We start from the raw sequence: 21,158 nt of genomic DNA on the forward strand, positions 1-21,158 counted from the left end.
TGAAAGAGGCCGCAGAATCAGGCGTCACCCACCAGACGCCGCGCCACATGCCCATCACAAAAATAAAATGAGGTGCTTCCGTGGAAATCTCCAAAACCCGCTGGTACAGCCAGCTGTACGTGCAAGTGCTAATCGGCATCGTGATAGGTGCTGCAGTCGGTTACTTCGTACCTGATGTCGGAGCCAAGCTCCAACCCTTTGCCGACGGCTTCATCAAACTGATCAAAATGCTGTTGGCACCGATTATTTTCGGTACCGTCGTCGTGGGTATCGCAAAGATGGGCAGTATCAAAGAAGTCGGGCGGATCGGCGTAAAGGCGTTGATCTACTTCGAAATTCTTTCAACCATCGCCCTGGTTATTGGCCTTATTGTGGTCAACATCGTGAAGCCTGGCGTAGGTATGAACATTAACGCTAGCGCACTTGATGCAAGTGCTATTGGCAAATACAGCCAAGCTGCCAGCGAGCAAGGCGGCATCATTGATTTCTTCCTCAATGTCATCCCGCCTACTTTCCTTGGCGCATTCTCGAATGGCGTCATGCTCCAGGTCATCCTGCTTTCGGTATTGATGGGCGTTGCCCTGGTTCAAATGGGTGAAACCAGCAAGCCGCTGATCAACACCATTGATCTGTTCCTGCAAGGCCTGTTCAAGATCGTTGCGATGGTCATGCGCTTAGCGCCGATTGGGGCTGGTGCCGGCATGGCTTTCACTATCGGCAAGTATGGAATTGGCACCTTGCTTTCACTCGGTCAGTTGCTGATCGCGCTCTACGTCACAACCTTGATTTTCATCGTGGTAGTGCTGGGCACGGTTGCTCGATGGTCGGGCATGCCGCTCATGCAATTCCTGCGTTATTTCAAGGATGAAATTCTCATCACGCTCGGTACCTGCTCCACCGAAGCCGTACTGCCGCGAATGATGGTGAAGCTTGAAAAGCTTGGCTGCAAGAAATCGGTCGTGGGCATGGTGTTGCCTACGGGCTATACCTTCAATGCGGATGGCACCTGCATCTATCTCACCATGGCCGCCATCTTTATCGCCCAGGCGACCAATACACCACTGACCTTTATGGATCAGATGATTCTGCTCGGTGTATTCCTGCTGACTTCAAAAGGCTCGGCAGGCGTGGCGGGTGCGGGGTTCGTGACGCTGGCTGCAACACTCACAACCATCCACTCCATCCCCCTCGTAGGCCTGGTGTTGCTGTTAGGTATCGACCGATTCCTCAACGAAGCTCGTGCCGTTACTAACCTGATCGGTAACGGCATCGGCACCATCGCCATTGCCAAGTGGGACAACTCGTTCGATGTCGAGGCCTGCGAGCGTGAAATCGCTGCCATGAAACACGAAAAGGCAGCAAGGAAGGCATTGTTGGCGCAAAAATAATCCACAGACCGCTCCGGTTTTTGCGCTTAAAACGTGGCATGACCCGGAGTGGGTTTCCTACACGTTACTTCTTCAGGCTTTCGGGGCTGCCTGCACATAGACCATCCATCACCAGGTCCATCAATCTGACGAGACGTGAGCGCCAATCGCTCTGGGAATCCATTTGCCTTATGCTCGGGAACGAGTAGACGACATAAAAATCAGGAGGAAAAAACTTCCAAGCGTTGTTGTGCAGGCTCTTTGGGTCTGAGCATTTGCTGCCAATCGAGCTGCGCCTGGACAATGGCGACCGCATCCAGGACTTTCTGCGCCCAGCGCTCATCCTCCGGGTGCACCACGACAACGCGAAACCCGTGATCATCACCTTCAAGCTGTACCCCCTCGGAATCATCTACATGCAAGTCGATACCGAATGCCGGGGGGAACTTCGAGGGGGTGTTCGACAGCCCATGGGCCGTCAGGGCATGGTTATGCAGTACGCTGTTTACCACGCCGTCGACCCGGATGCCGTACAACATCAGCCAACGCCGGATGTAGGATGGCGTGCGACCGGACGATGTATAGACCCATATACTGCAGCCCTGGCGGCGTAGCTCCCGGGTCAGCGAGCGTGTTCCGCAACGCAGAGGCTCGCCCAGCCAGCGATGGACACAGGCCGGCAGCCGGCTTTGCTCGACGGCGCAGTGGTGCAGTTGGCAGGCCAGCGTGTCATCGATATCGAACGAAATCCGAATGCGCGGACGCTTGGGCAGGGGCATCTGGACCGCCTGCCTTAGTCGGCTGCCTGCTGCCCGGCATCTAGCCAGCGTTGAATACCGCCTCATCAATGGCCCCCTTGATAGACGGGCACGGGCCTGTCCTTGAGAAAAAACCTCATGGGATCAGGCGCCTGTTCTTCCAGGAAGGCTGCATATTTTTTCTTGATCTTGGGCAGTTCGTACAACGCCTTGACCCCATGTTTGGCGGAGTTGCGTATGACCGAGGACGGATTGAAGTAGCCCTCGGCGTTTTCCATTGTCAACACGAAAGGAGGCAAACCCGCACGCATGAGCAAATAGCTGACGATGAGCGACCCACTGCGGTTATTGCCTTCAATGAACAGTTGCGGCTTGCTGAGGATGCGCACATACACACCGGCCGCACGCTTCCAGACTGACTCACTGCGATACGCGCAGTACCAATTGAACAAATCCTTGATGCCTCCCTCAACGTTGTTGAAAAAGTGCTCCTCGGTAGCTGCCAGGTGCTGGGCGTATTCCAATCGGCGGACCGGGTCTCGACCACAGAGAACGGTGGCATTGATTTCCAGCATCAGGTTCAGTTGCTGAAGATCAAACAGGTCAACACCCCGTGCAACGTAGTCGTCAATCAACGCATAGCCTTCAAGCACATTGTGCAGCACTTCGTCAGTCAAGGGGTCACGCTGTTCCGTGAAATGCCGGCTAAGCTCGGCGAAGCGGCTCTGCACTTCACCCAGTGCTCGTTCTATCGCTAGCAAATCAAGGCGATGCGTTGCAGACATTGGTGCTCCTTGGAAACGCTTGGTAAAAAGTCTATCGGTTGCCCGCCAAATCCGTTTGGCTTCTGCAGGCATGCGGCCTTGGCCGGCCGTGTATTGCTTAGCTGAACTTGCCGCTGATGTAGTCCCCGGTCATCTGCTCGCGCGGGTTGTCGAAAATCTGCGTCGTTGGGCCCATCTCAACCAGATAACCGGTGCGCGTGCCCTGGGAAATATCCACCGAGAAAAACGCCGTGGTGTCAGCGACACGAATGGCCTGCTGCATGTTGTGAGTCACCAAGGCAATGGTGTAATCCTTCTTCAACTCAACCATCAATTCCTCGACCCGGCGGGTAGCGATCGGGTCGAGTGCCGAACAGGGCTCATCCAGCAACAGCACTTCCGGCTCGGTCGCGATGGCGCGGGCGATACACAGTCGTTGTTGCTGGCCTCCGGAAAGAGACAGGCCGCTGACCTTGAGCTTATCCTTGACTTCATCCCACAGCGCGGCGCCTTGCAGCGCATGCTTGACCCGATCACCTATATCGCCCTTGTAGCGATTGAGGCGCAGGCCAAACGCGACGTTGTCGAAGATGCTCATCGAGAATGGGTTCGGCTGCTGAAACACCATGCCAATGTAGCGGCGCACGACAACCGGATCAACGCCCTTGCCGTAGACGTCCTGTCCAAGGAAATGCACGTGACCCTCGAAACGGAAACCCTTCACCAGGTCGTTCATGCGGTTGAGGCTGCGCAGCACAGTACTTTTGCCGCAGCCGGAGGGGCCGATGAAACCGGTGATCTTGTTTTTCTCGATCGGCACATGGCTGTCACGCACGGCCATGAAGTTGCCGTAGAAAATCTTGTCCAGTTTGCAGTCCATGACTACAGGCGCCTGGGTGACAAACGGAGCGGCTATTTGCGCAGTGGATACGTTCAAGATCAGATGCTCCCGTTCTTAATACTTAGGCTTGCCGAAAATACGGCTGATGATGTTCACGAACAGCACGATCATCACCAGCACCAGTGAGGCCGCCCATGCGAGCTCGAGCTGGTTGTCGAAAGGCATCCCGGAGAAGTTGTAGATCAGCACCGCCAGCGAGGCAGTCGGGTTCATGACCTCGAGATTGCCCTGGTGGTAAATCCAGTAGTTGCTGAACAGCGCGGTAAACAGCAGCGGCGCGGTCTCGCCCGCGGCACGTGCCACAGCCAGCATGACGCCGGTCAGGATGGCCGGCATGCCCGTCGGCAGGACGATTTTCCAGATCACCTGCGAGCGGGTGCAGCCCATGCCATAGGCGGCATCCTTCATGATCTTGGGCACCATGCGCATCGACTCTTCCGCCGTCAGCACGACGATCGGCAGCATCAGTACTGCCAGCGCTACGCCACCGGCCGGCGCCGAATAGGTGCCGGTGGTCATCACAACCAAGGCGTAAGCGAACACCCCGGCCAGAATCGAAGGCAGGCCCGTGAGCATCTTGGCGGCAAACCGCGCGGCGTTCCCCAGCTTGCTGTCCGGCCCCAGCTCAGCCAGGAAGACTGCGGCCATGATGCCGACCGGCACCGCGATCGCAGCCGCGATACCGACCATCACGAAGGTACCTGCCATGGCGTTGCCGAAGCCGCCACCCATTTCGAAGCCGGTCGGCGGCAGTTCGGTGAAGACTTCCAGGTTCAGGCGCGCACCGCCACGGGTGATCAGCATGTAGAGCACGGAAATCAGCGGCACACTGGCCAGCAGCGCACCCGCCCAGACCAGGGTGGTCAGGATCAGGCTGCGCAGCGCGCGGCCTTCGAACTTGCGCTGCAAGCTGGGCATCGCGCCCGTTGGCGCCGTCAAGTCTGTTGCTGCGGTGAGATCAGTCATCACTTATTACCCCGTTGGGCATACATCATGATCATCGAACCGAAGATGTTCACGATCAGCGTAATCAACATCAGCACCAGGGCCGCATACATCAACACTTCGATCTCGTTCGGCCCGGCTTCGGGGAAGTTCAACGCCAGCAAGGCGGCAAGCGTGTTGGCCGGGGCAAACAGCGAGAGGGAAATGTTGTTGGCATTGCCGACCAGCATGGCCAGCGCCATCGTCTCGCCCAGCGCGCGCCCAAGGCCCAGCACCAGCGAGCCGAAGATGCCGGTGGCGGCGGAAGGCACCATCACTTTGAGAATTGCTTCCCAGTGCGTGGTCCCCATGCCATAGGCAGCCTGCTTGGTCTTCATCGGTACGCCTGTAAGCGCATCCTGCGAAACGGCGGCGATGGTCGGCAGAATCATGATCGCAAGCACCAGCGCCGCCGGCAGCAGCCCCGGCCCGCTCAGGGACGTGCCGAAAAAGGGTACCCAGCCGAGTTCGCTGTTCAACCAGGTTGTCAGCGGCCGGATCGCCGGAATTACTACGTAGATCCCCCACAGTCCATAGACTACGCTGGGGATGGCCGCGAGCAGTTCGACGATGGTACGGAAAATAGCGGCAAGCTTGGGCGGCAGGAAATCCTGGGTCAGGAAAATCGCCATGCTGACGCCGAAAAAGCCTGCGATCAGCAACGCGATCAGCGCGCTGTAGAGCGTGCCCCAGATAGCCGGGAGGATGCCATATTTGCCCTGGTTAACGTCCCAGACGCTGCCCAGAAGCACGTCGAAACCGTGTTTCTCCATGCCGGGAAGTGCCTTGCGTCCCACCTCGAACACCAGGGCAAATACCAGCGCCAGAATCAACACCACACCGATGCGCGCAAGCGCACGAAAGGTGCGATCAACCAGGAAATCCTTCGTCGAGGGTGGCTGGCAGGCAGAGTCCGGGTTAACCGGTACGACAAAAGGTTTGTTCATGGGCTAAGTCCGGAACGGGGGGAAAACTCTCCCGGCGTGGCGCAGACGCACACACACCGAGAGAGACCTCACGGCGTTACTGAATGTTGGCGGATGCTTTGCGAACCTGCTCGACGACCGATTGCGGCAATGGGATGTAACCCATCGAATCGGCAATCTTCTGCCCTTCGGTCAGGCTGTATTCGACCATTTCACGCATGGCCTTGGCCTTGGCCGGGTTGCCGTTGTCCTTGCGGAAGATCATCCAGGTGTAGGACGTGATCGGGTAGGACTTGGCACCGTCCGGATCAGGCAACCAGGCCACCAGGTTTTCCGGCATCTTCACTGCCGCCAGGGCCTCGGCACCGCTTTCGGCGTTTGGCACGACGTACTGGCCGGCCTTGTTCTGCAGTTGAGCGAAGTCGACTTTGGCCAGCTTGGCGAAGCCGTATTCGATATAGCCAATCGCGCCCGGGGTCTGGCGCACAGTAGCCGTCACACCATCGTTCTTCGGCGACTTGATGAACTTGTCGCTGGCCGGCCAGTTGACAGTGTTGCCCTCGCCCAGCGCTTGTTTGAAGTCTGGATTGATGGTTGCCAGGTGCTTGGTGAATACCGCGGTTGTACCGCTGGAGTCCGCACGTACAACTACAGTGATCGGCGTATCGGACAGTTTCAGGTCCGGGTTGGCGGCAGCGATCTGCGGATCGTTCCAGCGTGTGATCTTGCCCAGGAAAATGTTCGAGTACACATCGCGAGGCAGCTTGAGCCCCTTGGGATTGCCCGGCAGATTGTAGGCCAGCACGATTTCACCGGCGGTCATCGGCAACAACTGCACGCCTTCGGCGACCTTGGCGATGTCTTCATCTTTCATCGCCGAGTCACTGGCGGCGAAATCAACGGTCTTGTTCAGGAAGTCCTGTACGCCCGCGCCACTGCCCTTGGATTGGTAATCCACCGTCACATCGTCGGATTTCTTACTGAAATCCTTGAACCAGGTGAGGTAGATCGGTGCCGGGAAGCTGGCGCCGGAACCTGTCAGACGGACATTCTCGGCAGCAAATACCGAGGTGGCACTTAGAGCAACCGCAACGGCGAGTGCAGCAGTCTTCATCAGACGTTTCATTCAGGGAGTCCTTGTGATTTACGGGCTCCCGAAACTTTGCAGCAGCTTTGTTACGATTTTATGAAAGTTGAATGGCAAACGGCACTTTCGTCCCTCCTTTCCAGTGCAGCCACGCATTTTAATGTCATTCATTCGTAACAAATAACGACTAAGACTTTGCCATCCCCCACGATGCGAGTTCGCCCATGCTCTCTACTGCAGACACCTTGATACAGCGCATCCACCGTGAGCTGCTTGACCACAGTGACGAAGAGCTGGAACTGGAACTATCCGAAGACGGGCATGACCTGGATGCGCTGCTTGATGAACATGTTGAGGAAAGCAGCGAGAAGGCTGCTCGAAGGGTTTACTTCAGCGAACTGTTCCGCCTGCAAGGCGAACTGGTAAAACTGCAGAGCTGGGTAGTCAAGACAGGCCACAAAGTCGTGATCCTGTTCGAAGGGCGTGATGCAGCCGGCAAAGGGGGGGTTATCAAGCGTATCACCCAACGACTCAACCCCCGGGTCTGCCGTGTCGCCGCCCTGCCCGCCCCCAACGACCGTGAACGGACGCAGTGGTACTTCCAGCGCTATGTCTCGCACCTGCCGGCAGCCGGTGAAATCGTGCTGTTCGACCGCAGCTGGTACAACCGCGCAGGCGTTGAACAAGTCATGGGCTTTTGCAGTGACGATCAGTACGAGGAGTTCTTCCGCAGCGTACCGGAGTTCGAGCGTATGCTCGCCCGCTCCGGCATCCAGCTGATCAAATACTGGTTTTCCATTTCCGACCAGGAACAGCACCTGCGCTTCCTCAGCCGCATTCACGACCCGCTCAAGCAGTGGAAGCTTAGCCCCATGGACCTGGAGTCTCGTCGGCGCTGGGAGGCGTATACAAAGGCCAAGGAAATCATGCTTGAGCGCACCCATATCGCCGAGGCGCCATGGTGGGTGATACAAGCCGACGACAAGAAGAAGGCCAGACTCAACTGTATCCATCACCTGCTCGGCCAGATGCCCTATGAGGAAGTTGAACTCCCGGTGATCGAGCTACCGGAACGCGTCAGGCAAGAAGACTACTTCCGCAGTCCTACGCCGCCGGAAATCATCGTTCCTCAGGTTTATTGAGATACGCCAGGGGCGCCCAGTGCCAAGCGCCCTTCTACCACCTGACATGTTCCTGTCAGCCTCCCGTCACCCTGACGTCAGATCGTCCCGCCTAAAGTAACGCCAGGATTGCTCCTGCGGTGCCAGCGTCAAACCTGTAGGAGCGAGCCTGCTCGCGAAGGCGGCAGCACATCCAGTATCGATGCAAGCTGAACCACCGCTTTCGCGAGCAGGCTCGCTCCCACAGGATCCTGGCTTGACCAAAGATTTGCACGCGACGTTGCTGTTTGCTGGAGCTCTTGTCATCAGCCGGAAGGAGAAACGCAAATGAACCACCCTGACGGGCACGACAGCGCGCTTGATCAATTCATCTGGCCATTGCCAGACGGCATTCTGGACCGTAAAGACCTGTTGCTTCGCCTGCGCGCCGAACGGCGATTCATGGCCGCGCAGGACCCTGCGTGCAGGCTCGATCAACGGGACTACCTGCTTTCGCTGATCGATTCGGCATCAACACGGGCCGACGGCGCCGCGCAACGCTCAGGTTTCGATGCCCGGCGAATGCGTAGCGTCATCACCGAAGCGGCCACGAGAAGCCATTGGGGCAAGCCTTCAGGAGGTCGCCGAACGCAGGGCATCGCCGCACACTACGATGCGCAGACCTGCATGGCCGCGGTACTCGATGTCGAGCTGAGCGACGAGGGGCGCTTGATTGTGCATGACACGGTATTTGTCGCTGACCTGGGCGCTGTAGAAAACCCCGGTCGCCTACGCGCCCAGCTTGAAGGCGCGTGCCTGATGGGGGTCGCGTTCGTGGCATCTTCTGAATTTGGCGCGACAGCGACTGACCTGTGCCCGACAATCGCCCAGCGCCCCCGTTGGCCGCTCGTATCATGGCTGCCAGGGCACATCGCGGTACACCTGATCAACCCGACGGGTGCGCTCCAGGCCAGCCAGCCCAGCCAGGTGAGTTACGTACCCGTCGTCCGGGCCTTGTGCAATGCGATTTGCAAAGCCTCGGACAAGCGTACCCGCGATTTGCCGTTCAGAAGCCAATGGCTCGAAAGAGCCGGCGGACGTTAAGTCACTGCTGGGCTTCAAATCAAACCCAGCGTTCCGATAGCCACAAAAGCAGGGTAAATTATTTCTTCCAAATGAGTGAGGTTTCGCGCCATGCCTTCAACTCCCTGTGCCCCGTCCAGCATCCGTGGACAACGCGGCGCGGACCTGTTCGTAGAAGTACTGCGCAGCGAAGGCGTTCGCCATGTCTTCGGCAATCCGGGAACAACGGAGCTGCCTTTGCTCGATGCGCTCTCGGGCGTCCCTGAGATTCACTACGTGCTCGGCCTCCAGGAGGCCTCCGTCGTGGCGATGGCCGACGGTTATGCGCAGGCATCCGGCCGTCCCGGTTTCGTCAACCTCCATACAGCCGGAGGCCTTGGCAATGCGATGGGCGCCATCCTGAACGCGAAGATGGCGAACACGCCGCTGGTGATCACCGCGGGCCAACAGGATACCCGCCACGGCGTGACCGACCCGCTGCTTCATGGTGATCTGGTCAGTCTGGCCCGACCGAGCGTCAAATGGGCGGAGGAAATCCAGCATCCCGAACATATCCCGATGCTGCTGCGTCGCGCTCTTCAGGACTGCCGCACGGGGCCGACCGGCCCGGTTTTTCTTTCGCTGCCGATCAACGTGATGGAGCAGCACACCGATGCCGGTGCTGGCCAGCCGTCGCGAATCGAACGAGGTGCGGTGACCGCGGCGATTGACCCGTTGGCTGACGCCCTATCGACGGTTACCCCCGGTCGCCTGGCGATTATCGTCGGGGAGGAGGTATTCCAGTCGAATGCGCAAGTGGAAGCGGTGAGACTCGCCGAAGCACTCGGCGCGCCGGTTTTCGGGCCATCCTGGCCCGGGCATATCCCCTTCCCCACCGCTCATCCTCAATGGCGAGGAGTCTTGTCGCCCAAAGCTGCCGATATCAGCGAAACGTTCGCTGACTTCGAGGCGGTCTTCCTGCTCGGCGGCCATTCGCTGATCAGTTACCAATACTCGCAAGGCCCGGCGATTCCCCCTCATTGCCGTCTCATTCAATTGACCGGCGATGGCCACCAACTGGGCAGAGTGCATGGAACGGCGCTGGGATTGATAGGCGACATAAAGCTGTCCTTGCAGTTGTTGCTGCCGCTGCTGGATCAGACACTGGCCCCACACGGCCAGCCAATCGCGACGCTGCGAAATGTCGCTGCGCACGAGCGCAGTACCCGCCGAATCGAAGTGGCCGACCGCGCGTATCGCGAATTCAATACGCCCGTGACAACGCCTTTCGTTGCGGCCCATGAAGCTGTCCGGGCAATCGGCCCCGACGTGTGGATCGTCGACGAAGCGCCGGTCACCATCGCTCATGTGCGTGCTTGCCTGGATTCGCATTCGGCCCGCCAGTACCTGTTTACGCGTAGCGCCATCCTCGGCTGGGGCATGCCGGCGGCTGTCGGTACATCCCTTGGCCTGGACCGCAACCCGGTGGTCTGCCTGGTCGGCGATGGCTCGGCGATGTATTCACCCCAAGCGCTTTGGACAGCGGCACACGAGCGTTTGCCAGTCACCTTTGTGGTCATGAACAATGGTGAATACAACATCCTGAAAAACTACGCGCGTAACCAGGCGCACTACCGAAGTGCCGGTACTAACCAGTTCATCGGCATGGACATCCGGGACCCGGCCATCGACTTCCAGGCCCTCGCCTCCTCCCTGGGGGTTGCTTCGCGCAGGGTCGAGCGCGCCAGCGATATTGCTGAAGCGGTCGAGGATGGCATTCGCTCAGGCCGCCCCAATCTCATCGAATTACCGATCATGGCTTGAAGCTGACGGGCGTTCACCTTGGTGCGGATCCATATGTTTCAAGTCTGGAACCATTCCCTGCGCTCATCCAGTGTGTGACGGATCAGTTCGACGAGCATCTGCACTTGCGGCGTCTGCTGAGAATCGGTGCCCACGGCCATCCACAGATAACGCTGCATCGGCTGGTTGAACAACCCCGGCAAGGCCACCAGGCCACGGTCGAAACGGCTCATGTACTGCGGCAACAGGCCAACGCAGGCGCTGCAGCGGATCATCTCCAGCATCAGCTCATAGGATTGCACCTGCACCACGCCGGCGCGGCGGTGCTCCACCAGGGCATTCCACGGCGTGAAGCAGTCAAGCTGTCGGTCGGCCTGCCATTGCACCAGCATGTAATCATTTAAATCATCCAGCCGGCCCGGGCGGGTGGCCGGTCGCGAATAGCGCTTGGCGATGTGCGGCAGGTAATCCAGCCGCGCCAGCCGCTCCGGCACCTGCGTCGGAAAACTTGGCCCCGGCGCCGATGCCTGCGGATCACACAGCCACAACACAAGGTCGGCGCTGACAGCCTGCAACGACAGCTCGCTGTCCAGGGTGATGATTTGCAACCGCACGCTGGCGTTGCGGCGCAGCAACGAGATCAGGTCGCGGCCCAGGATGTCATGCAGAATCGACTCGGCCACGGCGAGTCGGATCAGTGGTTGATCGGCCAGCGGTGACGGATCGTCCTCGCCCAAGGCGAGCAAACGCGCCTGCAATTGCCGTCCTTCACGGGTAAGGGCCAAGACGCTGCCCTGAAAGCTGAACAGTGATCGCTGCAGGCGCGCTTCCAGTTGGGCCAATTGTTTGCGCAACCAGGTGGCCTTGACGTTCAGGCTGCGGGCCGCCTGCATGAAACAACCGCAACGGGCGCTGACCAGAAAACACTGCGCCACCTGGGGTTCGATGCTGGCGACCAAGGCCAGCCAGGGTTCGGGGGCGCGCGTGGGCGTGCGGTATGCGGGGACAGCCTGGCGTCCTGCTGGCTCGGTGAATGACATTAGTGACTCCCTGTCGTTTAAAGAACGATTAACCCGGTTCTCGTGGCGAGGGAGCTTGCTCCCGCTGGACTGCGCAGCAGTCCCGATAAACCCACTGCGGTTCTCCAACTGAAATCCCAAGCTGCTTTCACCACAAAAAACACTGCGGGGTGATTACCGAACCTCCTCCAAAACCTTGCTCAACTGCGCGCCATCAATGCTCAGCGTCGCGGTGTCGAGCATGCCGTCCAGGTAGGCCTTGGCGATCTGTTCCTGACGCTGGGCACGCAAGGCCTGAGTCAGGCGCTCGCGCACTTCATCCAGGCTGGCTTGGCGAGCCGGTTGCTGCTCGGTGAGCTTGATTACATGGAATCCCGCCGCGCTCTGCACTGGATCCGACACTGCCCCCACCTTCAATCGCACCACCGCTTCGCGCACCGTGGGCACCAGTTGCTGCAAAGGCTGGAAACCACTGTCACCGCCACGCTCGGCGCTGGCGCGGTCCTGGGAAAAACGGCTGGCCAGCGCGGCGAATTCAGCCGGTGAGACCTGGGCCTTTTTGCTCAGTTCCATGGCTTGCCGACGTACCGCTTCCACCGTCTGCGGCTCGGTCGCCGCGAGGAAGATCTGGCTCACCCGGTACAGCGCAGGCGCGGTCCAGTTGGCTTTCCCCGCCTCGTAGGCCTGCTTCAGTTCTTCCTCGCTGGGATACCCGGCCGGCACCTGGCTGACCGACTGTAAATAGTCACGAAAGACTATCTGCTCGGTTGCGGCACGGGTCTGGCGCTCCACCTCCGGACGCTGGCGCCAACCCTGGGCATCGGCCTGCTCCAACACGGCCTTTTCCGCCAGCCGCGCGCGAATCCAGCCTTCCAGTGCAGCCCGGTTGCCGCGCATCTGCTGGCGAACCTCGGGGGCAAGGGTGGCCAGCAGGGCTTTCAGTTCTTCGGGGCTGACCTGCTGGCTGCCCAATCGCGCCAGGCTCGGCGAGTCGGTTGTCGCTACGGCGGCTGTCTGCACCGCCGCGACCGGATCGTTGCCGGGGCGCAAGCCGAGAGTGACCGCTACGGCCACCAGGCCCAGCGCTGCGGCGCTGATGACAAAGGTTGGCTTCTTCACAGTGCGACGGCCTCCTCCTGCGTGGCGTTAGCGGACTCGACGGCGGTGTGCAACCGGGCCGCGTTCTGGCTGAACTCGCGCAGATAGACGATGAATTCCTGGAGCAGCCGGTCCCACAATTCCAGGTTGCTGCGCAGGTGCTCAGCGCTGACCCCGGCCGCCACCACCACGTCCATTTCCATCACCAGAAACTCGCCCTGTACCGACAACCGGGCGAAGCGCCGCGAGGAGTTCCACAGCTCCGCCAGCCCGGCCGGCAACTCGCCCTGCACGCGCAAGGCGCAGCTGAAGGTGAAGTCCAAGTAGTGGCCCGGCGTCGGCGTTGGATTGCCGAAACGCACCGCGTAGCCGATGCCCTGGCTGGCGCTGAGCAGTTGCACGATGCCGTTCTGCTCGGATTCGTTGACCCGATAACCGGCGGCTTGCAACACCTCAGTGAGGGACTGAGGCGTGACGTATTCAATCAATGAAGTCATGGTCGGTTCTTCCTTGCGCTATCAATGGGTGATCGAGGCTTGGGGCGCATCGAAACGGTTCTTGTAGAGTTCGTCGCCGAAGCCTTGGGCCAGCTCTTCGAAACGTACCCGGGCCTTGCCGGCGAACGGCTGGCGGATTTTCATGATGTCGGTCACGTCGATGGTTTCGTAGGCATGCAGCAGTTCCTTGGCGACTTCGTACATCTGCTGATTCTTGACCGAACATTGCTGCACTTGTGTGTCACGCTCATTCAGGTGCCCTTCCAGGCGCGCCCGTTCGGCTTCCTTGCCACGGGCCAGAACCAGCAGTTCGTCGTAGGCTTTCTTGAACTTGCCGATCTGCTCCTGGCTGGCCGCGACCTGGGCCCGGGCCTGGCTCTGCAGGCTTTCCTGGCGTCCGGCCAGTTGTTCGATCATGCCTTGGGCCTTGTCCAGTTCGGCGGTCAAGCGTTTGACCTGCCCCTCGGCTTCCTTGGCGCGGTTCTCCGCCGCTTGCCGGGCGGCACTGGCCTGGGCCTGTTCACTCTGCAAGGCCTGCAACTGGGCGGTGGTGCTGCGCAGTTGCGTCCGCAGGCGCTCTTCCAGGCCTTCACCGTGGGCGCTGCCGCTCAATAACGGACTGAGCAGCAGGCCCAGCAGCAACGCGGCTGGACAAGGGTTGATGGCTCGCCTTTTCATGAGGCCTCCCGGCGCTTAGAAGCGCGTGTTGATTTCAAGCTGTAAAACATCGATGTCGTACGGCGCGCCGTAGACCGCTTCGGAACTCAGCCAGCGACCGGTAGCAAAGACGTTGCTCGCCAGGCCGTAGTTGCCGCCCAGGAAGTACCCCTTGGCGTTGGTGCCACCCAGGTGGAACGACGAGTCGTTGAAGCCGTCCGGCAAGGCGTCCGGCTGGATGTACTTGTAGCCGGCGAAGAGGTTCCAGTCGCCCTGGCGCTTGAGTTCCAGCGAGTTGCCGAGGGTGAACTGGAGCATCCAGGCGTTGGCGCCGCTTTCCACCTCGCCGTTCTCGTTCAGGTTATTGGCGAACTGCCCTTCCGAGCGTTTGCGCATCTCGCCTTCGTCGTAGCCCAGGTTATGCACGTAGTGCGCCTGACTGCGCAGCTTCAGGTCCTCGGGCAGGTCGGTGTCCCACGCAAGGTTCAGGTCCAGCAGATTGAACTCCGAGGCCAGGCCAACGTATTGCGGTTGCGGCGTGGTGGACGGGTTGAGCGGGTTGGGCGTGATGTCCCGCAGCAGGAACACCGTGTTGCCTTTCTGCATGAAGGCCACGCGCGAGCCGTCGCTGTCGCAGCCAGGATCACCAGACCAGGGCTCGCACGGCGAGGAGCGCTTGCCCTCGATGTCGTCGAAGCGGTAATAGGCCAACGCGCCCTTGACTCGGTTGCTGTCGTTGATCGCCCAGTTGGCGCCCAGTTGCACGCCGTACAGCCACTTGTTGTCGCTCTCTTCCTTGTCGGTGCCGTTGCTGGTGCTGGTGTCGTTGGTGTACTCCACCGGGAACGCTCCGACGGTGCCGAACAGGCCAAAGTCCTGGTTGAGCTTGCGGTTGAAAATCGCCGCCACGCCATCGAAGTTCAGGTCGCCGGAGTACAGCAAGTCGGTGGAGTAGAACGGGTTGGCGATGCGCCCGCCGGTCAGAGTCAATTCTTCCGACGGCTTCCAGGTCAGGTAACCCTGGTCGAGCCAGATGTCCTTCTTGCCAAAACCTCCACCCAGGGTCTGGGTGGTGGACACCGGGTTGTTGTCTGAGCCGGTGCCGATGCGGATTCCTGCGGTCCACTCTGGGGCGATCACCGCCTTCATGCCCAGGCGCGCCCGCAGTCGAAACAGGTTTTCCCGGTCTTCACGGGTATTGAGCAAGGGCGGCAGGTTGGAACTGCTGTTGGGGTTGACGTCGTACGGCCCCCGATCATTGAGCCGGGCGAAGTCGACAATTTCGTTGCTGTTGGCGCCCGAGTAATAGCGCGATTCGTCCCGCAGGCGAATGTCGCCATCAAAACTGATGCGCGAGACCCAGTCCGGGAAGGTGTTGGGCTGGGCCCAGTTTTCCTGCTTCGCGGTGGCCATCACCTCGGCCTTGACCTGATCGCGGATCTGCTCGCGCACGATGTTCGGCACGTACTGCACCCGCACATCGCCCGGAGCACCGCTGGGTGCGACGGCGACGGCAGTGGCGGCCTGGCGGGCCTGCACGGCTTCGCGCTCGGCCTGGGCGATCAGACCGTCGGCCTGGTCCTGCTTCAGCACGCCCTGCTGCACCAGCAGGCGGATCAGATTGATCGTGGCGTTTTCCGAAGGCGCCGGGGCTGCCGAAGCGTGCCCGGCCAGGCTCAAGACAACCAGGCCGACCGCCCACGACAATCGATTCACATTGGCAATCATCTGCACACAACTCCTGTTGGCAAACTTTAAAAAATTCGGGTTAGCCCGGGCGCCGTCCCTGCAAGGACAGGCGCACGGGCAAGGTCAGGGAGGCCGGAGGCCGTTCACTCAAATGGGGAGCGGCGCGCAGGGCGGCGATCACTTGCTCATCCACCTGCGGGTTGCCGCTGGACTTGACCAGCTCGACACGGGTGATCTCCCCCACCGCGCTGAGCCAGACGTCGGCCTGCAGGGAAAACGCCAGGCTGCGCAAATCGGGGTTGTCCCGCAGCAAGCGCTGGAAAGTGAACGCCAGGAACTGGCTGTAGGTGCCGTTACCCAGCCTTCCGCCGCCAGCCCCTGCCATGCCGCCGCCCTTGCCCGCGCCAATGTTGAAAGCGTCATTGCCGGATTGGGCGTCGCCGTCCATTTGCATCGGGTTGGCCAGGTCGTCCACCGGGGACGGCGGCGCTTCTTCCTCAGGCTTGACCTCTTCGGGCTCCGGAGTCGGCTCTGGCTCGAGCACCTTCTCCTCGACCTTGGGTTCCGGCTCCTTGGGTTTTTCCGGGGGCGGCGGCGGTGGGGGCGGCAACGGAATGATGGTCGGCACCTTCGGCGCTTCACGACGCACGCCGCTCATATCGTTGGCCCATTGCCACAGCAGCCAGGCCGCCAGGCCAGCCAGTGACAGGCCGGCGGCCCACTTGAGCAGGCGCAGCGGCGAGCGCTTCACCGGGGGCGGGTTGACGGGAAGTCTGGCAGTCATGATCAGCCCTGGCTCGGTTTGCCGGTCACCAGACCGACCTGGGACAATTCCAGACGCCGCAACAGGTCCAGTACCTCGATAACTTTCTGGTACTGCACCGTGGCATCGCCGCGCACGATCACCGGGAAGTCCGGGCTCTGGGCCTTTTCGATACGCAGGCGTTCCTCCAGCTCGGCCAGGGTCACCGGGTAAGCATCGAGGAACACCTGGCCACCATCATTCACCGAGATCGCCTTGGTCTTGGCCTCCGACAGCGACACCGAGGCACTGGCCTTGGGCAAGTTGATCTGGATGCCCGAAACCTGCGCCGTGGCGGTGAGGATAAACATCACCAGCACCACCATGAGCACGTCCACCAGCGGCGTGATGTTGATGCTGTCGACCGCTGCATCATCGTCGTCATCGTGTGAAGCATTTACGCTAGCCATGGCGATGCTCCTCAGGCCGGTACGGACGATTGAACGTGCTGGGCACGGCGATGAGCCGCTTCACCGGACTGGCCTTCGCCATGCATCTCCGCCAGACGCGTGATGAACTCGTCGACGAACACCCGCATGTCGGCGCTGACTTCCTTGTTGCGGGTGATCAGGCGGTTGTAGCCAAACAGCGCCGGAATCGCGACGAACAGCCCCATGGCGGTGGCCAGCAAGGCGGCGGCCATGCCCGGGGCGATGGCATTGATGTTCACGTCACCGGCCATCGCCGTGCCGAGGAACACCACCATGATCCCCAGGACGGTGCCTAGCAGGCCGATGTACGGGCCGCCGGCAATGGCGTTGGAAAGGGTCGAGAGTTTCGAACTCAGTTGCTGGTTTTCCCGGGTGCGCACGCCGTCCATCGAGCAGCGAATCGCCTCGATGGTGGCGGCCGAGACCGACGAAGTATCGGCGCCCTGCTCGCGACGGGTGCGAATCTCCTTGACCGCCACCAGGTACAGCCGCCACAGCGATGAGTGCTGGAGGCGTTGGGCGAGGTCTTGGTCGTCGGCAAACATCTCCAGGCGCGTGCCGATCCTGGCGAACTGCTCGCGGAAGGCTTCGTTGGCGGCACTGAGACGGCTGACCGTGCGGTTCTTGCGGATCATGATGATCCACGACTGGAACATCATCAGCACCAGTACGGCGATGATCACCCAAGCGTCCAACGGCACAGCGTTGAGCAAAAAGCCCAGGCTGCCGAAACCGAAACCGGACTGCTCTTCATCGACACCGTAGGCCACCAGTTTCGATTCGGCGCCCTGGGCATTGGCGTCGGCCAACAGCAACGGTGCCGGCCGGGCAACCTTGGACAGACGGGCCTCGTCCATGGCCCCGTTGAACGGCACGAAGGCTCCAGCGGAAACGTCCGCTCCCAGGGTGATCGGCGAGTTGAACGCCGGCATCGCCAGCGCCAGGCTCGCGGTCTCGCGCCCGTTGACGTACAGCACGACCCGATCACCCGAGGCAGTCAACGCCAGGTGCTGCCATTGGCCGGGGTTCAGCGGCTGGGTCGAGACCGCACGCTGGTCATCGATCGCGACGAACGGTACGCCCTGATTGACCCCAATCAACAGACTGGCGCCGGCTTCGCGACGGGCCAGGACGATTTGTTCGCCGCTGGCCTGGTCCTGGCGCAACCAGGTGCTGAAGGTAAACGCCGCGCCGGCGCTGTGTTGCAACGAAGGGCTGGCGGGTAACAGCAGCGGCTGACCATTGAACTGCAAGGCCCGGCCGATCACGCCGTCGATACTCACGCCGGCCGCGCCCTGGGCATTGTTGCCGTAGGCCGTGGTGTCCTTGGGCGGCACGCCGGTGGCCGTGTCGAAGTGGTACAGCGCGGTGTAATCCGGATCGAAGGTCAGTTGGCCGCTGGCGGTGGCCGGGGCTTTCTGGTTGCCGTAGTACATCCACAGATCCTGGCGCTGGCCGCCCTCCACGTTCGGCACATCGACCCAAATCAACGCCATGCCCATCAACGGGTCGAAGCTTTCGATCTGGTGATTGAGCACGGTCTTGTCGTCGGCACTGACGAAACGCAGGTCCGAGCCGTCGTCCTTGACCCCGTCGAACGTGAAGTTGCCGGTGTGCAGGCGCACCAGCAATGCCGTGCGGCCCAGGGCCTGGGCGATGGCCGCGCCCTGTGGCGTGGTGTCCACCGAAATCTGTTTGCGATAGTGCCAGTCGTCCTGCCACCAGGCGTTGGCGGTGGCCGGAAGCAGCAGCCCCAGGCAGATCAACAGCGGTATGAATAAGCGTTGCATGGACATGACTCCTGGGTTCAAAACGTCGCTTGCAGGTTGAAGTGCAGGCGCGATTCCTGTTTCGTGGTATTCGGCCCGTCGAGCAATGGGTAGCCCCAGTCGAGGCTACCGGACAGCCATTTACTCAGGCTCGCGCGGGTGCCGAGGCCGACGCTTGCCAGGCTGTAATCGGGATCCTGGTCGGGCAGTTCGTCGCGCAGGTACAACTGCGCGCCTTCGGCGAAGGCATAGAAACGCCACTCCTGGACATAGCTGCCGAGAAACTTGGCCAGGGACGGCGTGCGCAGCTCCTGGGACAAGAGGTAGCCGTCGTCACCGGTACGCTCGGCGGCCAGGTAGCCGCGTACCGATGTGGCGCCGCCAGCGGAGAACTGTTCGTTGGAAACCAGCGGCCCGGACGCCAGTTGGAAGGCAGCCTTGGAGGCGGTCTGCCAGTCGTTGCCGAAGGTGAAGGTGTAGTTGCCGTCGCCCTTGAGCACCGCGAAACTGGGGCTGGCGCGATAGCGCTTGTAGTCGAACTCTTCGTCGGTGCTGCCATAGCCGAGCAGGCTACGGGTGCCCGCCACCAGACTCAGGCCCAGGCCCAACTGGCTGGTTTCGGTGTAGCGAAATCCGTTGTAGGCGAAGGTGAACGGTGCGTACTTGAGCGGTGCCTTGTCGCTGGCGCCGCCCAGGTTGAGCTCTTCGTCGAAATCCTTGAAATCCACGCCGACCGAAAAGCTATTGGCCCATGCCCCAGCGGACGGCAGACTGTAGATCGCCGACACCCCGTAGGAATGGCCCTTGCCCAACACGTTGCTGCCGCCGACGGTCGCCACGTTGCTGTCGGACTGGTAGCCGGAGAACTGCACACTCCAACGCTCGCTCAGTGGTGCGGTGTAGGAACCCGACCAGACCTTGGCGTTTTCGGTGTCCTGGGGCGCGGTGAAAAAGGTCAGCGAAACGCTGTGGCCCAGTTGCCAGAGGTTGTTGTAACCGAGGCTGGCGACCGTGCGCAGCTTTTCGGTGTCGGCGCTGTAGTCGTTGTTCAAGCCCAAGCTGGCCTGCCAGGGGTCTTGATCTTCGACCTGCAAGTCCACGTCCATGGTGCCGGGCCGCTGGCCTTCGCGCACCAGCGGCATCACCTGGCGACCGGGGGTCTTGTTCAGTTGCGCCAGCTCGGCCTGGACCTGGGCGAAGTCCGGCACCTCGCCTTCCTTGAGCGCCGGCACGTCTTCGCGGATTTCCACGGGTGAATAGTGCTTGGCACCGACCACCCGCACACGGCCAACCTTGGTCTCGCTGACCTGCAAGTAGACGATGCCGTCTTCGACTTTCTGCTCCGGCAACTCAACGAACACCGATTGGTAACCGCGAGCCTGATAGACCTTTTGCAGCGCTTCGCGGGCGCCTTCGATGTCGTCCAAGGTCTTTTGTGGACCAAGGAACGGGTACACCGCTTCCTCGATCGCCCGGGCGTCGAGCACGGTGTTGCCCCGCACGAAATACTCATTCACGTCCACCAGGCGAGCCGGCGCCGCTTCGACTTCCGGCCCTCCCTCTGCCGCATGTGCCGACGGCCCCCCGACCGCCAGCAGCAGCCAGCCCCACAGCGCCGGCCGCAATTTGAAGAAATGCTCCACATCACCCCCTGAATTCAAGATACGGCTCAATTGCTTACGGTCGATGTCGAGGCATGCCGGGCCAGCCAGGTGTGCAGCAGCGCGAAGTTCAAGGAGAACTCCGGCATTTGCAGCAAGGCACCACAAAACACTTCACCGATGATTTTCTCGATAAGCCGCACCGCTCGCGCATCTCCCAGCAGCGTGGCGAGGTCCTTGCTCAGGACCTTGAAGCTCCAGACCTTCTGGTTCAGGTCCAGGCCGACGAACCAGCGAAACAGCAGGTTGTAATTGAGTTGTTCGTAGAGTTGCTGCTCGCTGGGCACCGAATAGAGCAGCTGCAGCAGCAGGATGTGCATGGCCGTTTGCGGTGCGATCAGCATGCCGGCATCAGCATTGAGACCCAGCAGCACGTCGCGGTGCTCGGCCAGCAGGTCGTCGATCTGTGGCCGTAATAGCACCAGGGAATGACCCTGGGGGATGTAGCTGGACACTTCCTTGAGCGCGCCCTGCCAGTCATCCTGGGAAACGATCCAGACCCACGGCGCGCCATAGCGATACACCGAGACCGGCTGCTTGCGCGCCGCCTCGACGATCTTCGACAACCGCTGGTCCAGCTCCTGCATGCCCACTTTCGAATAACGTTCCATAGTCCCCATCGCCTCACTCCCGGCTTCGCGCCCCGGCTCCAAGCGACCTGAAAGGTCCCCTCGAACACGTCACACAGGCATGACGGGAATGGCGATGTGCTACCGAACTTTTGTCATGAAAGCTTCATTTGAAAAGATCTATGAGAGGTTGGCCGCGGACTCCGTGGCGAGG

General features: G+C 60.8%; 20 protein-coding genes and 1 pseudogene. 4 read left to right on the forward strand and 17 right to left on the reverse strand.

From position 1 onward, the window contains the following. The first annotated feature begins 80 nt into the window (after window positions 1–80). A complete protein-coding gene (gene dctA, locus QNH97_RS17710) occupies window positions 81–1,388 on the forward strand; it encodes a C4-dicarboxylate transporter DctA (RefSeq protein WP_283553175.1) in 1,308 nt (435 codons plus the stop codon). Window positions 1,389–1,452: 64 nt separating this feature from the next. Here dctA and QNH97_RS17715 read toward each other — a convergent pair. The 7 genes and pseudogenes from QNH97_RS17715 to pstS form a co-directional block, all read right to left on the reverse strand. Beyond that, a pseudogene (locus QNH97_RS17715) lies at window positions 1,453–1,560 on the reverse strand (TetR/AcrR family transcriptional regulator); the annotation flags it as partial. Between the two features lie 28 nt (window positions 1,561–1,588). Then, a complete protein-coding gene (locus QNH97_RS17720; protein ID WP_283553176.1) occupies window positions 1,589–2,212 on the reverse strand; it encodes a hypothetical protein in 624 nt (207 codons plus the stop codon). After that, on the reverse strand, window positions 2,212–2,910 hold the full coding sequence (locus QNH97_RS17725) for a hypothetical protein (RefSeq protein ID WP_283557505.1): 699 nt from the start codon (window positions 2,908–2,910) through the stop codon (window positions 2,212–2,214). Before QNH97_RS17725 ends, QNH97_RS17720 begins: the two co-directional genes overlap by 1 nt. Window positions 2,911–3,007: 97 nt before the next feature. Further along, window positions 3,008–3,769, reverse strand: coding sequence for a phosphate ABC transporter ATP-binding protein PstB (gene pstB, locus QNH97_RS17730; protein WP_025214260.1), 762 nt, complete (start codon window positions 3,767–3,769; stop codon window positions 3,008–3,010). A gap of 75 nt (window positions 3,770–3,844) precedes the next feature. Then, complete coding sequence (gene pstA / locus QNH97_RS17735; RefSeq protein WP_123343322.1) at window positions 3,845–4,756, reverse strand: phosphate ABC transporter permease PstA; 912 nt, start codon at window positions 4,754–4,756, stop codon at window positions 3,845–3,847. Then, the gene (gene pstC, locus QNH97_RS17740; RefSeq protein ID WP_265028743.1) at window positions 4,756–5,721 is read right to left on the reverse strand and encodes a phosphate ABC transporter permease subunit PstC; all 966 of its coding nucleotides are present in this window, start codon (window positions 5,719–5,721) and stop codon (window positions 4,756–4,758) included. Before pstC ends, pstA begins: the two co-directional genes overlap by 1 nt. A gap of 76 nt (window positions 5,722–5,797) precedes the next feature. Continuing rightward, the gene (gene pstS / locus QNH97_RS17745; protein WP_283553177.1) at window positions 5,798–6,826 is read right to left on the reverse strand and encodes a phosphate ABC transporter substrate-binding protein PstS; all 1,029 of its coding nucleotides are present in this window, start codon (window positions 6,824–6,826) and stop codon (window positions 5,798–5,800) included. 185 nt (window positions 6,827–7,011) lie between these two features. Between pstS and ppk2 the strand changes: the two genes are divergently transcribed. The 3 genes from ppk2 (at window position 7,012) to QNH97_RS17760 (ending at window position 10,773) form a co-directional block, all read left to right on the forward strand. Beyond that, the gene (gene ppk2 / locus QNH97_RS17750; RefSeq protein WP_283553178.1) at window positions 7,012–7,929 is read left to right on the forward strand and encodes a polyphosphate kinase 2; all 918 of its coding nucleotides are present in this window, start codon (window positions 7,012–7,014) and stop codon (window positions 7,927–7,929) included. Window positions 7,930–8,235: 306 nt separating this feature from the next. After that, window positions 8,236–8,991 (forward strand): molybdopterin-dependent oxidoreductase, encoded by a 756-nt coding sequence (locus QNH97_RS17755; protein WP_283553179.1) that lies wholly within the window; start codon window positions 8,236–8,238, stop codon window positions 8,989–8,991. 90 nt (window positions 8,992–9,081) lie between these two features. Beyond that, a complete protein-coding gene (locus QNH97_RS17760) occupies window positions 9,082–10,773 on the forward strand; it encodes a thiamine pyrophosphate-binding protein (RefSeq protein WP_283553180.1) in 1,692 nt (563 codons plus the stop codon). A 38-nt stretch (window positions 10,774–10,811) separates the two neighbouring features. Here the strand turns inward: QNH97_RS17760 and QNH97_RS17765 are convergent, their stop codons facing one another. From QNH97_RS17765 to QNH97_RS29570, 10 genes are all read right to left on the reverse strand, one after another. Beyond that, complete coding sequence (locus QNH97_RS17765; protein ID WP_283553181.1) at window positions 10,812–11,792, reverse strand: LysR substrate-binding domain-containing protein; 981 nt, start codon at window positions 11,790–11,792, stop codon at window positions 10,812–10,814. A 153-nt stretch (window positions 11,793–11,945) separates the two neighbouring features. Beyond that, entirely contained in the window at window positions 11,946–12,890 is a 945-nt protein-coding gene (locus QNH97_RS17770) for a peptidylprolyl isomerase (protein WP_283553182.1), read from the reverse strand. Then, window positions 12,887–13,366 (reverse strand): YbjN domain-containing protein, encoded by a 480-nt coding sequence (locus tag QNH97_RS17775; protein ID WP_283553183.1) that lies wholly within the window; start codon window positions 13,364–13,366, stop codon window positions 12,887–12,889. Before QNH97_RS17775 ends, QNH97_RS17770 begins: the two co-directional genes overlap by 4 nt. Window positions 13,367–13,387: 21 nt before the next feature. Then, entirely contained in the window at window positions 13,388–14,044 is a 657-nt protein-coding gene (locus QNH97_RS17780) for a DNA repair protein (RefSeq protein ID WP_283553184.1), read from the reverse strand. A 15-nt stretch (window positions 14,045–14,059) separates the two neighbouring features. Next, the gene (locus QNH97_RS17785; RefSeq protein ID WP_283553185.1) at window positions 14,060–15,751 is read right to left on the reverse strand and encodes a putative porin; all 1,692 of its coding nucleotides are present in this window, start codon (window positions 15,749–15,751) and stop codon (window positions 14,060–14,062) included. Window positions 15,752–15,791: 40 nt separating this feature from the next. Then, window positions 15,792–16,496, reverse strand: coding sequence for an energy transducer TonB family protein (locus tag QNH97_RS17790; protein ID WP_283553186.1), 705 nt, complete (start codon window positions 16,494–16,496; stop codon window positions 15,792–15,794). 2 nt (window positions 16,497–16,498) lie between these two features. Then, window positions 16,499–16,924, reverse strand: a complete 426-nt coding sequence (locus QNH97_RS17795; RefSeq protein WP_003201710.1) for an ExbD/TolR family protein — start codon at window positions 16,922–16,924, stop codon at window positions 16,499–16,501. Window positions 16,925–16,935: 11 nt separating this feature from the next. Continuing rightward, entirely contained in the window at window positions 16,936–18,735 is a 1,800-nt protein-coding gene (locus tag QNH97_RS17800; RefSeq protein WP_283553187.1) for a DUF2341 domain-containing protein, read from the reverse strand. A 17-nt stretch (window positions 18,736–18,752) separates the two neighbouring features. After that, complete coding sequence (locus QNH97_RS17805; RefSeq protein ID WP_283557506.1) at window positions 18,753–20,357, reverse strand: ShlB/FhaC/HecB family hemolysin secretion/activation protein; 1,605 nt, start codon at window positions 20,355–20,357, stop codon at window positions 18,753–18,755. Between the two features lie 26 nt (window positions 20,358–20,383). After that, entirely contained in the window at window positions 20,384–20,986 is a 603-nt protein-coding gene (locus tag QNH97_RS29570) for a transposase (RefSeq protein WP_502944390.1), read from the reverse strand. Between the last annotated feature and the right edge of the window lie 172 nt (window positions 20,987–21,158).

Origin of the sequence: Pseudomonas sp. G2-4, from assembly GCF_030064125.1 — a bacterium.
Taxonomy (GTDB): domain Bacteria; phylum Pseudomonadota; class Gammaproteobacteria; order Pseudomonadales; family Pseudomonadaceae; genus Aquipseudomonas.